The 14,569-nt window shown below is 33.6% G+C and carries 14 protein-coding genes and 1 pseudogene; 14 read left to right on the forward strand and 1 reads right to left on the reverse strand.

What is annotated here, in order from left to right; all coding sequences use genetic code 11:
• Window positions 1-270 precede the first annotated feature (270 nt).
• From JFU23_RS25380 to bcbE, 14 genes and pseudogenes are all read left to right on the forward strand, one after another.
• Window positions 271-1,272 (forward strand): LCP family protein, encoded by a 1,002-nt coding sequence (locus tag JFU23_RS25380; RefSeq protein ID WP_201033009.1) that lies wholly within the window; start codon window positions 271-273, stop codon window positions 1,270-1,272.
• Between the two features lie 62 nt (window positions 1,273-1,334).
• Window positions 1,335-1,601, forward strand: a pseudogene (locus JFU23_RS31250) (sensor histidine kinase); the annotation flags it as partial.
• Between the two features lie 134 nt (window positions 1,602-1,735).
• A complete protein-coding gene (locus JFU23_RS25385) occupies window positions 1,736-2,557 on the forward strand; it encodes a peptidoglycan-N-acetylglucosamine deacetylase (RefSeq protein WP_201033010.1) in 822 nt (273 codons plus the stop codon).
• 14 nt (window positions 2,558-2,571) lie between these two features.
• A complete protein-coding gene (locus JFU23_RS25390; RefSeq protein ID WP_201033011.1) occupies window positions 2,572-3,228 on the forward strand; it encodes a YkyA family protein in 657 nt (218 codons plus the stop codon).
• A gap of 158 nt (window positions 3,229-3,386) precedes the next feature.
• A complete protein-coding gene (locus JFU23_RS25395; protein WP_002012374.1) occupies window positions 3,387-4,067 on the forward strand; it encodes an MgtC/SapB family protein in 681 nt (226 codons plus the stop codon).
• Between the two features lie 77 nt (window positions 4,068-4,144).
• Complete coding sequence (locus tag JFU23_RS25400; RefSeq protein WP_201033012.1) at window positions 4,145-4,681, forward strand: GNAT family N-acetyltransferase; 537 nt, start codon at window positions 4,145-4,147, stop codon at window positions 4,679-4,681.
• 250 nt (window positions 4,682-4,931) lie between these two features.
• Window positions 4,932-6,740: an IucA/IucC family protein gene (locus JFU23_RS25405; protein WP_201033013.1), complete on the forward strand. Its 1,809-nt coding sequence runs from the start codon at window positions 4,932-4,934 to the stop codon at window positions 6,738-6,740.
• 67 nt (window positions 6,741-6,807) lie between these two features.
• Entirely contained in the window at window positions 6,808-8,649 is a 1,842-nt protein-coding gene (locus JFU23_RS25410; protein ID WP_201033014.1) for an IucA/IucC family protein, read from the forward strand.
• Entirely contained in the window at window positions 8,636-9,874 is a 1,239-nt protein-coding gene (locus tag JFU23_RS25415) for an AMP-binding protein (protein ID WP_061675414.1), read from the forward strand. Before JFU23_RS25410 ends, JFU23_RS25415 begins: the two co-directional genes overlap by 14 nt.
• A complete protein-coding gene (gene asbD, locus JFU23_RS25420) occupies window positions 9,871-10,146 on the forward strand; it encodes a petrobactin biosynthesis protein AsbD (RefSeq protein ID WP_061675415.1) in 276 nt (91 codons plus the stop codon). Before JFU23_RS25415 ends, asbD begins: the two co-directional genes overlap by 4 nt.
• A 24-nt stretch (window positions 10,147-10,170) precedes the next feature.
• The gene (locus JFU23_RS25425; RefSeq protein ID WP_201033015.1) at window positions 10,171-11,175 is read left to right on the forward strand and encodes a DUF6005 family protein; all 1,005 of its coding nucleotides are present in this window, start codon (window positions 10,171-10,173) and stop codon (window positions 11,173-11,175) included.
• Between the two features lie 14 nt (window positions 11,176-11,189).
• Window positions 11,190-12,032: a sugar phosphate isomerase/epimerase family protein gene (locus JFU23_RS25430; RefSeq protein WP_201033016.1), complete on the forward strand. Its 843-nt coding sequence runs from the start codon at window positions 11,190-11,192 to the stop codon at window positions 12,030-12,032.
• A gap of 123 nt (window positions 12,033-12,155) precedes the next feature.
• Complete coding sequence (locus JFU23_RS25435; RefSeq protein WP_000113539.1) at window positions 12,156-12,362, forward strand: alpha/beta-type small acid-soluble spore protein; 207 nt, start codon at window positions 12,156-12,158, stop codon at window positions 12,360-12,362.
• A gap of 238 nt (window positions 12,363-12,600) precedes the next feature.
• Window positions 12,601-13,830 (forward strand): bacillibactin exporter BcbE, encoded by a 1,230-nt coding sequence (gene bcbE, locus JFU23_RS25440; RefSeq protein ID WP_307873343.1) that lies wholly within the window; start codon window positions 12,601-12,603, stop codon window positions 13,828-13,830.
• A gap of 48 nt (window positions 13,831-13,878) precedes the next feature.
• On the opposite strand, the gene JFU23_RS25445 is transcribed toward bcbE, so the two are convergent.
• Window positions 13,879-14,496, reverse strand: coding sequence for a LysE/ArgO family amino acid transporter (locus JFU23_RS25445; RefSeq protein WP_061689801.1), 618 nt, complete (start codon window positions 14,494-14,496; stop codon window positions 13,879-13,881).
• Window positions 14,497-14,569 lie beyond the last annotated feature (73 nt).

The raw sequence follows: 14,569 nt of genomic DNA on the forward strand, positions 1-14,569 counted from the left end.
TTATTCTTGCTAAATTGTGAGGTGAAAATCTTACTACCTGCAAATAACAGAATAATAAATATGTAAATTCGAATATTCCGAAGTATCGGATTTTTTAAGTTGATAAATAGTGACTTGCCAAAAATAAGCACAAGAGTATAATGTGAAATGGAATACATGTTGGATTCATGAAGTAACCTTACAAAAATGTAAGGTAATTGAAAGGAAATTCAATATGAAGATTAATAGACTTACATTATACTAGGGAAAGAGAAAGAGAGGCGAATGGGTATGAGCTCTGAATTAGAACAAAATACGAGAAGCAATAAAAAACGTTCTAAACGAAAGTCAATAAAATGGTTCATTTTAATTCCATTTTTCCTACTTATTTTTGGAGGAGTAGGATATGGATCGTTTATATATAACAAAGCAAAAGCGGTTGTAAGTGATGCATATGCAAAAATTGATAAGTCATCAAAAAGGGACAAAGAAGTGGAACCTTTAAAGGATAATATTTCGATTTTAATCATGGGTGTAGACGGAAGTGAAATGAGAAAAAGCCAATACGGCGAAGCAGTTCGGACAGATGCACTTTTATTAGCGACAATTAATAAAGATGATAAATCCGTTAAATTAGTAAGTATTCCGCGTGATTCACGCGTTTATATTCCATCTAGAAAGAAATTAGATAAAATTACACACGCACACGTATTTGGTGGTGTTGAAAGTACAAGAGATACAGTGGAAAGATTTTTAAATGTACCAGTTGATTATTATGTGAAGTTTAACTTTGAGTCATTTGTACAAATTGTAGATTCAATTGGTGGTATTGATATTGATGTACCGGTTACTTTCACAGAACAAGATAGTAAAGACCAAGCAGGTATGATCCATTTAGAAAAAGGTTACCAACATTTAAATGGTGAACAAGCCCTTGCACTTGCGAGAACGCGTAAAATTGACAGTGACGCAATGCGTGGTCAAAGACAACAACTTGTAATTGAAGCAATTGCGAAAAAAGCAATGTCTGTTCAATCTATTAGTAAAATGGGCTCTCTACTTGATGCAGTTGATAAAAATATGAAAACAAACTTAACGTTTGATGATATGCTTGCTATTACGAAAAATATGGCAGGATCAGATTTGCAAATGGAAAAGATGCAAATAGAAGGAACGGATAAACGTATTGGTGGTATTTATTATTACATTCCAAACGAAAAAAATGTGAAAGATATTTCGACTAAGTTAAATGAGCATTTAGGTGTTACACCAAAACCAACTCGAAATGAATAAGTATAAAAAAAGGTTGGCCCCAGCCAATCTTTTTTTATGGAAATGGATTGCTTCATTTATTTTTAGTAGAAGGGCTACTAGTTTTTTCACGTCTACAGTTAAATCATTTTAATTTATATAAACAAAAGGTGTAATTGTACGATATACTAGAGGAAAGAATTTGGTAATTAACTCCTAAAATAGAGAAAATAAATTCATCTCATTGTAAGTTGAAAGCGAATTGAATTGATAGAAGATGAAGATCAAACAGGTTAAAACAAATCTTCTTGAAAGTTGTACATAGTGCAATCAAGAATTGGTATGAAAAGAATAAAGAGTTTGTTGAGGCAGGAACAACAATTTTGATAAAACTCCCATTATAATTCATATTTTAGATTGTTTATATAGTGTAATAAAATAAATAGATGTATAATTATATTGGGTGATTTATATATAAGATTAATAGGGAGAGGAATTCGATAGAATGGAAAAGGCTTTTAAAATTAAACGAGTTGCAGTTGTTTCAGTAGCGATTGCAATAGTAGCTATTGGGTATTTCATGTTTCAATCTATTACTTCACCAGCAAAAGCTGTTGCTAAGCAAGAAAATATAGTGCAGCTTGCAAGTGAACAATCGAAAGTTGAAATGAATAAAACGGCGCCAAGTCGTTTTAACGGAATGGAAAGAAAAGTTGCTTATCTTACATTTGATGATGGGCCAGGAAAATATACGGCTGAATTATTAAATATGTTAAAACAGCATGATGCGAAGGCGACATTCTTTTTAATCGGAGCGAATGTAAAAGCGTTTCCTGATTTAGTAAAACGTCAAAATACAGAGGGTCATTATGTTGGAATGCATAGTATGACACACAATTTTGCGAAGTTATATAAAAATGGTGAATATGTTAATGAAATGAAAGAAGATCAAAGCTTAATCGCAAATATTATTGGAAAATCACCTCAATTAACACGTCCACCATACGGGTCGAAGCCTGGTTTAAATGAAGACCTTCGAAACAAAGTAGTAGAGGGTGGTCTTAAAGTATGGGACTGGACAATTGATTCTTTAGACTGGAAATACAACAAAGTACCAGTCGATGCAGCGGCAGCACAAATCGCTCAAAATGTATTAGCTGGTGCAACAAATCCTCAAGAAGTCATTTTAATGCATGATATTCATCCGCAATCAGTCGCAGCTGTGCCAGCAATATTAAAGGGTCTAAAAGAAAAGGGTTATGAGTTTGAAGCATATCATGAAGAGAATCACTTCCCCGTGAACCTCTGGCATGATAACCGTATGTAATGGAGGAATTGAAGTTGAAATATGGAAAAGTAGCAGTAGTTGGAGCATTATCAGTAGGATTATTATCAGGTTGTTTCGGTGAAAAGCCAGAAGAAAATTTATTTACGGCTTTTGAAGCAGCATCTACACAGGAAAAAGCTTTAGCAGATGACACAAAAAAATTAGAGAAGTTAGAAAAGCAAGGACAAGAACTTTATTCTCAAATTTTACAAGAAGGTAAAGAGCATAATGAAGCAGTTTCAAAGAAAATAGAGCAAGCTACTGCAAATGTAGACGAGCGTGAAAAAGTATTGAAAAACGAGAAGGAACAGTTAGAAAAAGCACAGAAAGAAACGACATCCGTTCAAAATAATATTGAAAAACTCGAAGATAAGAAATTACAAAAACAAGCAAAAACAGTAGAAGAATCGTATAAAAATCGTTATGATGCCTTCCAAAAGATGAATGAGAATTACACGAAGGCGTTAGCGACTGAAAAAGAACTGTATGAAAAATTAAAAGTAAAAGAAACGAAGTTAAAAGAAATTGGTGAAAAAGTTAAAACTGTTAATGAGTTAAATGTGGAAGCGCAAAAGGCGAAAGAACAATTTAATAAACATACAAAAGAGTATAATGATAATAAATTAGCATTTTATAAAGATGCACAAATTAAAATTAAAGAACAAAAATAAAGAAAGATCTTAATTATAATAAAAAGCCGGGGAAACATTGTCAAAAATGTTTTTTCGGTTTTTTACTTTAAATGAATAGAAAAGACTGGAATTGATATCATAAAAGAGTTATAGTGGATTGTTCCAAGGGAAACATTGTAAAGTAAGGAGAATGAAATATGTCATATGAATTTTTATTTAAATTAGGTTTAGCACTCTTTTTAGGATTATTCATCGGAATAGATAGGCAGCTAAAGAATAAACCGCTTGGTGTGAAAACAAGTATGGTTATTTCCGTAGCGAGTTGTTTAATTACAATGGTTTCAATTGAATCAGTGAATGTTTATTCTGTACCGGGTCATACAAACATGGACCCAATGCGTCTCGCCGCTCAAATTGTTAGTGGGATCGGTTTTCTTGGAGCAGGGGTAATTTTACGAAGAAATAATGACGTTATTTCAGGATTAACGACGGCTTCTATGGTATGGGCCGCGTCAGCACTAGGTATTGCGATTGGTGCAGGGTTTTATATACAAGCGACGGTTGCTATGATTTTAATTATATTAGCGATTAACGTACTTCCGCAAATTGTGAAAATTGCAGGCCCTTATTCATTAAGACAAAAGGACTTATCTATAAAAATTACCGTAAACAAACATCGAGAGTTAGACGGGATCTTTAAGCAAATTAAAAATTTAAATATGCAAGTAAAACGAGTGAAAATTAAAGATATTGATAATGGGGCATCTCAGCAATTGGAAATGGTCATTTTAGCTCCAGAAGATTTATATACAACTGAATTATATAGTTCTTTAAAAGAAATCGATCATGTTGTTTCAGTAGAAGTTGAAAGTAGATAAAAAGAGTGATGAAAATTCACTCTTTTTTTAATGCACACAAAACATTTTGCTATAATTATTTTCTAAGGGGGATGAGTATGGTGGAGATACATATTAGAAAGGCAATGAAAGCTGATATTTCGGCAATTGCGAAAGTGCATGTGGAAAGCTGGAAAACGACGTATAAGGGGATATTCTCTAATGAAATTTTAGACAATATAACGTATGACCAACGAGAAAAGCTATGGGAAAGTATATTTCAAAAAGAAGACGGGCATCAATTTAGGTTTTTAGCAGAAACGTTAAATGGTAAAATAATTGGATTTATCGATGGAGGAGTTGAAAGAACAGGTGCATATAATTGTGATGGAGAATTATATGCAATATACATTTTACAAAAATATCAAGGAATGAAGATAGGACAAAGATTATTTCAAGCATTGCTATCGGAATGTAAAAAAGATAATATGCAATCTCTGTTAGTTTGGGTTGTTGCTAATAACCCTTCTAAAAAGTTTTATGAAAAATATAATCCGGAAAAAATTGACACGAAACTTTTAGAAAGACTAAATGTAGAAGAAATAGCATATGCTTGGCGAGATATGGATTGTTTATACAAATCACTATCAATCTAGAAAACGATAATGTTATTATGTAAACTTAATTTACGAGAATGAAAAAATACATCAATTATTATATTGGTGTATTTTTTTGTTGACGGATTAAATGTTTTGAAAAGGTGAAAAGTTTAGCTAGATAAAAAAATTCTGAAATATATCTTGAAATGATTATCATTATCAATTAAAATCATAGTTGATAATAAAATTCAACTGTCAGAAGTTTCACAAAAAAATGATAGTGTTCGTCTAAAAGAGGAGGAGCAGTATGCAGCATGCGAAACAAATCGCGGAACATGCAACAATACAAAGCTTTTTAAATTGTTATTTAAGAGAAACAGGAAGTGGAGAATGGATTACGGAGGATAAAAGGATAGAAAATATTTTCTGCCATTCATTTCAAAGAGACGCTATCCCCACTTATTTATGCTGCCCTTTATCGGCACAAAACGTTACTTTGTATGGGGAAGTTATATATAGATCGTCAACGGACCGTCATCTATTTGGAGAACAATTTTATTACCAAATTGGCGAAAATAAAAATGTTATTAAAGCAGATTATATTACGGTTATTATGTTTTTAATAAAGGAAATGTCTATTAACTATGGAGAAGGTACGAATCCTGATGAACTTATGCTTCGAGTTATCTGTAGTTGTCAAAATATTGAGAAGTTTATACAAGGAAGGGAGCAGGATACAGCTGAATTATATGGTTTCCATACGACTTTTATAGAGGCGGAGCAATCTTTATTATTTGGACATTTAACTCATCCTACACCAAAGAGTAGACAAGGTATATTGGATTGGAAAAGTTCAATGTATTCTCCTGAATTAAAAGGGGAGTGCCAACTTCACTATTTTCGGGCACATAAAAGTATAGTAAGTGAAAAGTCATTGTTACAAGATTCTACAACGGCGATGATAAAAAAGGAATTAAAGAACGATGAAAAGGTAGGTCAAGAATTTATTGAAGAGTACTGTCAAGAAGATGAATATTCATTAATTCCAATCCATCCGCTACAAGCAGAATGGCTATTACATCAATCTTATGTGCAAAATTGGATGAATCAAGGTGTACTTGAATATATCGGTCCAGTAGGTAAGTGTTATATGGCGACATCATCACTTAGAACGCTATATCATCCTCATTCGAAGTATATGTTCAAGTTTTCATTCCCTGTAAAGGTCACGAATTCAATGCGTATTAATAAATTGAAGGAACTTGAGAGTGGACTTGAAGGTAAGGAAATATTGAATACTAAAATTGGAGAGGTGCTAGAAAAGTTTCCAGGATTTGATTTTATATGTGATCCGGCCTTTATTACTTTAAAATACGGGGCACAAGAGTCTGGATTTGAAGTGATTATTCGAGAAAACACATTTTATAGTGAAAATGAAAATGATGCAACGCTTATCGCTGGATTAGTACAAGATGCAATTCCGGGTGAAAGAACTCGTTTAGCAAATATTATCCACCGCTTAGCGAATTTAGAAGGTAGAAGCTGTGAAGAAGTAAGTTTAGAGTGGTTTAGACGATATATGAATATCTCTTTAAAGCCGATGGTATGGATGTATTTACGTTATGGCGTTGCATTAGAAGCGCATCAACAAAATAGTGTTGTTCAATTGAAAGATGGTTATCCAGTTAAGTTTTACTTCCGTGATAATCAAGGTTTTTATTTCTGCAATTCAATGAAGTCAGTGCTAGATAATGAACTAGCGGGTATTGGCGAACGTACTGGGAATTTATATGACGATTACATTGTAGATGAAAGATTTCGTTACTATTTAATTTTTAATCATATGTTTGGACTAATTAACGGTTTTGGTACAGCAGGATTAATAAAGGAGGAAATTCTTCTTTCGGAATTAAGGTCTGTACTTGAAGCTTTCCTTCCATATAACCGCGAACCTTCTACATTTTTAAGTGAATTGTTGGAAGAAAATAAATTGGCATGTAAAGCAAATTTGCTAACGAGATTTTTCGATGTTGATGAACTGACAAATCCTTTAGAGCAAGCAATTTATGTACAAGTAGATAATCCACTCGTTAGAGAAGTGGCTGTTCGTTCATAAGTAGTGCTAAAATTTCACGTAATACAAATAATGGAATTTGATATTCCGTATTATAGCGGAGGGATTTATGAAAGAAGAAGTTTATCACATAAAAATATTGAAGGCACTCCAATCAAAAGAGTACATTTCAGTAAGAAGAAGAGTATTCCGGCAATTAGTAGAATCGTTAATTTATGAAGAAATCATTACGCCGATTCGTATACAAAAGGGAGAGCAAATACTTTTTATTATACAAGGTCTTGATGAAAAGGATCAAAATGTAATGTACCAATGCTATGGGCAAGAACGTATGACATTTGGGCGTATTTGTTTACATGACTCATTAATAATGAGAGTTCAAGATGAGGAAGAAGAAATACAATCAGTTTCACAATTTTTACAGGAGATTTTTCGGATTGTTCAAGTGGATCGAACAAAATTGGATTCTTTTATTCAAGAATTAGAACAAACAATCTTTAAAGATACGATTGCACAATATGAGAGAAGTTGTGAAGAAGACTATCTTGCGAAATCTTATGATGAGCTTGAAAGTCATTTAATAGATGGACACCCGTATCATCCTAGTTATAAAGCACGCATTGGGTTTCAATATCGTGATAATTTTCAATATGGATTTGAATTTATGCAACCAATGAAAATTATATGGATTGCAGTTCATGAGAAATATACGACTGTAGGATATGAAAGTGAAGAGAGTTATAATTGTACCTTTAAAGAAGAAATTGGTGAAAAGAAAATCGAAGAGTATATGGATCGTATTCGAACAATGGACTGTGATTCGAAGAAGTACATGTTTATACCTGTTCATCCTTGGCAGTGGGAGAACTTTATTATTCCGAATTATACTGACCATATACAGGGTAAATATATTATTTATTTAGGGAAATCAGAAGATGATTATTGCGCGCAGCAGTCGATGCGGACATTAAGAAATGTTACGAATCGAGAGAAACCATATATAAAGTTATCAATGAATTTACTCAATACTTCAACTATCCGTACATTAAAACCACATTCGGTTGTGAGTGCACCTGCTATATCGAATTGGTTAAAAGATATAGTAAATCATGACCCTTATTTAAGGGATGAATCGCGTTTAATTTTGTTAAATGAATTTTCGAGTGTTACGTACGATGCGAATAAAAAAGCTACGTATGGCTCATTAGGATGTATTTGGCGCGAAAGCGTTCACAAATATTTAGATAAGAAAGAAGAGGCAATCCCATTTAACGGTTTATATGCCAAGGGAAAAGATGGGACACCAACTATTGACTTGTGGTTAAAGAGATATGGAGTAGAAAGCTGGTTACAATTGCTTATTCAAAAAGCAATTATCCCAGTTGTACACCTCGTTGTAGAGCATGGAGTCGCATTAGAATCACATGGACAAAACATGATTTTAGTTCATGAAGAGGGAATACCAGTTCGTATTGCACTAAAAGATTTTCATGAAGGACTGGAGTTTTATCGTCCATTTTTGAAAGAACTCGAAAAATGTCCAGACTTTACTAAAATGCATAAAACATATGCGAATGGTCAAATGAATGATTTCTTTGAAATGGACCGTATTGAATGTTTACAAGAAATGGTTTTAGATGCGCTTTTCCTATTCAATCTAGGTGAACTGGCTTTCGTGCTGGCAGATGAGTATCAGTTGAAAGAGGAACAATTTTGGATCATTCTTGTTGAAGAAATAGAAGATCATTTTGAAAGATTTTCGCATTTGAAAGAACGTTTTGAAGCATTACAATTATATGCACCTACATTTCATGCAGAGCAATTAACGAAGCGTCGTTTATATATGGATGTGGAATCGCTTGTTCATGAAGTTCCAAATCCATTGTATAGAGCAAAGCAACTTACAATACAAAAATCAGTTGTTACAGGGGGAAATCATGCTAATCGTTAATAAACAAGAATTTAGCAAATATGATTTTGAATTGAGATTACAAGGTTACGAGGGAGTGGAACAATTTCAAGAAGCAGAAGGAAATAGATTTGCACTTTGTCTGAAAAATCCATTCGATATTATTACGCTTGTGTTTTTCCTAAAAGAAAAAAGAGCATCTGTACTACTTATTCATGAAGATACGCCAAAGGATACAGCTATTGAAATGGCAAAGCGCGCAAAGTGTACTGCACTTTTATACGGAGAAAGTAACGACTTTACAAAATTAGAAGTTCCAAATCTATTACAAGAAGAACCGTCTTTATTGCAGTATAGTTCAGGTACAACAGGAGAGCCAAAACTGATTCGTAGAGCATGGACGGAAATTGAAACAGAAATTGCTGCTTACAATGAAGCTTTAAAATGTGAAGAAGACGAAGTGCCAATTGTAATGGCTCCAGTTTCACATTCATACGGATTAATTTGTGGCACGTTATCAGCAATTACGAGAGGTAGTAAGCCTATAATCATTACAAATAAAAACCCTAAATTCGCATTAAATATAGTTCGTAATACCGAAAAACATATCATATACGCAGTACCACTTATGTTACATATTATGGGGAGTTTTCCACAAGGGACTTTTCAGTTTCATAAAATTATGACATCAGGATCACCTTTGCCAGAAACGCTATTTTATAAGTTAAAGGGCATGACGAAATACATGATGCAGCAGTACGGCTGTTCTGAAGCTGGTTGCATTAGTATATGTCATGCTATGGAAACACATTTGGATTTAGGAAAGCCACTTCCTCATGTAAGTATTAACATAGGTTCAAATGAAGATGAACCTGAAGAAATCGTAGTGAAAATTGCTGAAAAGGAGATTTATACAAAAGATTTAGGTTATAGATCTGAGCAAGGCCTTCATTTCATGGGGCGAATAGATGATGTTATTAATGTGTCCGGTCTAAAGGTATTTCCTATAGAAGTGGAAGAAACGATACTTCGATTAGAAGGTATTCAGGAGGCGATTGTATACCGGGGCAAGCATCCTGTGATGGGAGAAATAGTAAAAGCGAAAGTAGTCGCTCGTATTGAACCAGTACAAATACGAGAATGGTGCATACAGCATTTACCGTCTTATAAAGTGCCACATGAAATTGAAAATGTAGCAGAGATTCCGAAAAATAAAACAGGGAAAGTAAGTCGGAAGTTATTAGAGATGGGAGAGATAACAACATGAGTCGTGAAATGTTAAAAGAAGCAGTTTTAAGTATTATGAGAGAAAAAATGGAACTGAAAAATGTAACGTATTTAGAAGAAACGATGCGTTTAAATCAAGACTTATATATAGATTCGGTAATGATGTTACAGCTTATAGTATACATAGAAATGGATTTAAAGCTATGCGTTCCAGAGGATGAGATAGACCCAAAGGCGTTTCTTACTGTAGGATCTTTGCTTGACTTTATGGAAGAGTTACAGCCGTTACACGAAATAAATGTGAATAACTAACCTTTTAGGAAAGTGGATGAGAGTATGACTTCAATTAAAGTTCACTGTTTAGTGAGTTGTTTTTGTGAAATTATAAAAAGGCGTAGCGATATAGATTTCCGTCCATTTTATTTCGGATTATGGGATGGAGATTTTGATATAACAGAAGGCGGGATTATTTCTTATCATTCCGAAAACATTAATCATGATAACTACTTACTTTGGTATGAAAAATTGTATGGCATTAAAGTGAACGAATGGTACGATCATTCAAAAGATAAAAGTAGCAATGTAGAAACATTTTTAGAATTAGTAGAAAATAAGCCGGAAAATCGTTACGTAATTGTAATGGTTGATATGTCTTTATTGCCTGAGAGAGAAAATAAGTTTCATCAAAAACCGTTTCCGCATTACTTAATGATATCGAAGACAGAGAAAGAAGAGGAATGGTTCATGCTTGATCCTGATTTTCGCTGGGAAGGGAATATGGAAAGAGAAAAAGTGCTCCATTCTGTTAAAGACAACCCATTTGGTGGAGGCTATTTCATTGATATAGAAGGAATTCAGGAGCCAACACAAGAGATGGTAGAAAGTTATTTCATGGAAACATTCAAAAAAGATGATAATGAACTAACAATGGAATTAAAAAAATTAATAATAAAAATGGTAAACGAAGAGGATGGGTATTCACTTTCCGGGCTCGTAACGGCAGTAAAGCAAATACCCGTATTGGCAATACGTAAATATAGCTATGAACATGCCTTTGCATACTTCCGTGAAACTTTACAATATTCGGAGCAAGAATTTGATTATTGGTGTAATCGAGTGGAAGACATTGTACAAGGATTTACAAATGTACAGTACCGTGCTATTAAAATGGCAATGACAAATAATAAAGATATGTTATTACCAATTGTTGAGAAACTTGATGAAATGAATACAATTGAACTGCAAATTAAGGATGAACTAGAGAAACAGTTTCTGTTATGGAAAGAAATGATAACAAATCAGTCTTTCTTAACTAATACAAGTTCATTGAATTTAAGATAAGGGAGTTCAAACCAATGAAATATTCGCTATGTACAATTTCATTTCGCCATCAACTAATTTCATTTACTGATATTGTTCAATTTGCATACGAAAACGGTTTTGAAGGAATTGAGTTGTGGGGGACCCATGCACAAAATTTATATATGCAAGAGCGTGAAACGACAGAACGAGAAATAGATTATTTAAAGGATAAAAATTTAGAAGTTACGATGATAAGTGATTACTTGGACATATCATTATTAGCGGATTTTCAAAAAACGATGGAAAAATGTGAACAGCTGGTAATACTAGCTAATTGGTTTAATACAAATAAAATTCGTACGTTTGCCGGGCAAAAAGGTAGTGAGGATTTCTCGGAACAAGAGAGAAAAGAGTATGTGGAACGAATTCGCATGATTTGTGATCTATTTGCTCCGCATAATATGTATATACTATTAGAAACACATCCAAATACGTTAACGGATACTTTGCCGTCTACTTTGAAATTGTTAGAAGAAGTAAATCATCCATATTTAAAAATAAACCTTGATTTTCTTCATATATGGGAGTCTGGTGCAGACCCTGTAGATAGTTTTCATCGATTAAAGCCGTGGATACAACATTACCATTTTAAGAATATATCATCAGCGGAGTATTTACACGTGTTTGAACCAAATAATGTATATGCCGCTGCTGGAAGTCGTGTAGGAATGGTTCCATTATTTGAAGGTATTGTAAACTATGATGAAATCATCCGGGAAGTGAGAGATACTGATCATTTTGCTTCGCTTGAATGGTTTGGGCATAATGCGAAAGATATATTGAAAGAAGAAATGAAAGTATTAACGAATAGAAAATTAGAAGTAGTAAGTTCATAAGGTGAAATGATGAAAGAGTCTCGTTTAGGAGACTCTTTTTTTATTTTTATCAATAACCAAAAATTACCATGTATTTAATTTCGGATTTGATACAGTTTAATATATATAAGGAGGTGATCGGTAATGGCTAGAAATCGTAACGCTAATCAATTAGCATCACATGGAGCACAAGCAGCTCTAGATCAAATGAAATATGAAATTGCACAAGAGTTTGGTGTACAGCTTGGGGCTGATACTTCTTCACGTGCAAACGGTTCTGTAGGCGGTGAAATTACAAAACGCCTTGTAGCGATGGCAGAACAGCAGCTTGGTGGCGGATATACTCGCTAAATGTAGAAGGTTATAGGAGAAAGGAAGGATTCTTCCTTTCTTTTTTATTTTCAATTAATTGGTATGGATATATTGTGAACAGGATTCAAAGAATAGGAGTAATGCTATATTTTACCCAATTTCTTTTGTTGTAAATGGAAAGTAGTAAAGATGAAATAGCCCTGGTGGAATGTAAACATAATTTCCAGCAGGGCTATTATATGGTAAGAAATATATGATGAAAGGTTCCGAAATCAACATGTTAAAAAAAGAAAACTGTTGTTTAATTGCACTTGCATCAGTTCCACTTGTTATGACGCTAGGTAATTCAATGCTTATTCCAATCCTGCCAACCATTGAAAAGAAATTACATATTTCATCTTTCCAAGTATCCATGATAATTACAATTTATTCTATCATTGCAATTATACTTATACCGATCGCTGGTTATTTATCAGATAGATGGGGACGAAAGATGGTAATGGTTCCAAGTTTATTAATTGCAGCTATTGGAGGAGCGATAACGGGATGGGTATCATGGAAAGTTGATAACCCTTATGTTTGGATTCTTATCGGAAGAGCAATTCAAGGGATAGGTGCTGCTGGTGCTATGCCAGTTGTCATACCATGTGTCGGTGATTTATACAAAGATGAAAAACAGGTTAGTGCAGGTTTAGGAATCATTGAGACGTCAAATACATTTGGAAAAGTATTGAGTCCCATATTAGGATCAGCTCTTGCAGCTATTGTATGGTTCTTACCATTTTGGGCGATTCCAGTTTTATGTGTAATATCGATTGTTTTACTACTGGTACTAGTAAAGGCGAAGAAACAAGAAGAAGAAGCCCCACCACTTAAAGAATTTATTCAATCTATTATCTCTACGTTTCGAGAAAAGGGAAGATGGTTAATTGCCATTTTTATACTAGGTGCAATTATTATGCTTATTTTATTCGGAATACTTTTTTATCTGTCAACTATACTGGAGTCGAAGTACGATATTCATGGTATATGGAAAGGGTGTGTACTCGCTATTCCTTTACTTGTACTATCACTTAGCTCATATATGGCTGGTAAAAAAATTGGAGATAAACAAGATATTATGAAAAAGTGTATCTATATTGGATTTTTACTGGCTGCTGCATCTGTCTTCTTACCTTTATTTCTAAAAGGAATCTATTTGCTACTTCTTTGTCTCATTATTATGGGGGGAGGAATTGGTATGGCGTTACCATGTCTAGATGCTCTTATTACACAAGGGATTGAAAAAGAGCAGAGGGGGACAGTTACGTCATTTTATAGTTCAATGCGATTTATCGGTGTAGCAGCTGGACCACCCCTGTATTCTTTTTTTATGAAAGGGGCAGACCATGAAGTGTTTTATTTAACAAGCATCTTCGCTGCTATTGGTGCTGTCATAGCAATTATTTGGATTAAACCAGCAAAAGATAAAATGATGTTAAAACAGAAACCGGAACCAACTTCATAATGCGAAAGAGAATTGCATGCCAATTACATAACATGCAATTCTCTTTAATTAGTTAGGAAAAATAACTTGTTTTAACATATAAAGTGCGACTCCCCATATGATTAGCCCTGAAATTTTATTTAATACTATAATCGTTTTTCCTGTCGAGTCAAATCCTTTAAGAAATTTTCCAGCAAAAGCTAAACTAATAAACCAGATCCAAGAAACTATAATTGTTGCAAAAGTGAAAGCCCATTTCTCACTTCCTATGTACTGTATAGAGTTTGTTCCGATTACACCAATTGTGTCTAAAATTGCGTGTGGATTTAGTAATGAAACTGATGCGGCGAAAATAATTTGATTTTTTAAAGGCATGCTTTTTTCTTGTTTTACATCATTTGAAGGATCGCTTCTCCAAATAACCCAGCCCATATACATAAGAAAGAAAAATCCAATCATATACAAGGTGGTTGTTAACCAAGAGAAAGTTAAGAGGACAAGGGAGACACCTTGTACAGCAATTAATATTAATAATGTATCACATATAGATGCAGTCAAGACTACAGGAGCAGCTCGCCAAATATTTGGTTGACTAGCGCCTTGGTTAAAGACGAAAACATTTTGGACACCTAATGGAATGATAAGACCAAATGCAAGGATGATACCGTGAATAATTGCTTCACTCATCAGATTACCTCCTACTTAATTTGATTAATTATGATAGTCTATATTGTATAGAAGAAATGAAAATTTGTATCCA

Origin of the sequence: Bacillus sp. TH50 (assembly GCF_016650565.1) — a bacterium.
GTDB lineage: Bacteria > Bacillota > Bacilli > Bacillales > Bacillaceae_G > Bacillus_A > Bacillus_A mycoides.

Coding starts and splice junctions, on each gene's coding strand:
- JFU23_RS25380 (WP_201033009.1), top strand. CDS start 271: ATGAGCTCTGAATTAGAACAAAATACGAGAAGCAATAAAAAACGTTCT.
- JFU23_RS25385 (WP_201033010.1), top strand. CDS start 1,736: ATGGAAAAGGCTTTTAAAATTAAACGAGTTGCAGTTGTTTCAGTAGCG.
- JFU23_RS25395 (WP_002012374.1), top strand. CDS start 3,387: ATGTCATATGAATTTTTATTTAAATTAGGTTTAGCACTCTTTTTAGGA.
- JFU23_RS25400 (WP_201033012.1), top strand. CDS start 4,145: ATGGTGGAGATACATATTAGAAAGGCAATGAAAGCTGATATTTCGGCA.
- JFU23_RS25405 (WP_201033013.1), top strand. CDS start 4,932: ATGCAGCATGCGAAACAAATCGCGGAACATGCAACAATACAAAGCTTT.
- JFU23_RS25410 (WP_201033014.1), top strand. CDS start 6,808: ATGAAAGAAGAAGTTTATCACATAAAAATATTGAAGGCACTCCAATCA.
- JFU23_RS25415 (WP_061675414.1), top strand. CDS start 8,636: ATGCTAATCGTTAATAAACAAGAATTTAGCAAATATGATTTTGAATTG.
- asbD (WP_061675415.1), top strand. CDS start 9,871: ATGAGTCGTGAAATGTTAAAAGAAGCAGTTTTAAGTATTATGAGAGAA.
- JFU23_RS25425 (WP_201033015.1), top strand. CDS start 10,171: ATGACTTCAATTAAAGTTCACTGTTTAGTGAGTTGTTTTTGTGAAATT.
- JFU23_RS25430 (WP_201033016.1), top strand. CDS start 11,190: ATGAAATATTCGCTATGTACAATTTCATTTCGCCATCAACTAATTTCA.
- JFU23_RS25435 (WP_000113539.1), top strand. CDS start 12,156: ATGGCTAGAAATCGTAACGCTAATCAATTAGCATCACATGGAGCACAA.
- bcbE (WP_307873343.1), top strand. CDS start 12,601: ATGTTAAAAAAAGAAAACTGTTGTTTAATTGCACTTGCATCAGTTCCA.
- JFU23_RS25445 (WP_061689801.1), bottom strand. CDS start 14,496: ATGAGTGAAGCAATTATTCACGGTATCATCCTTGCATTTGGTCTTATC.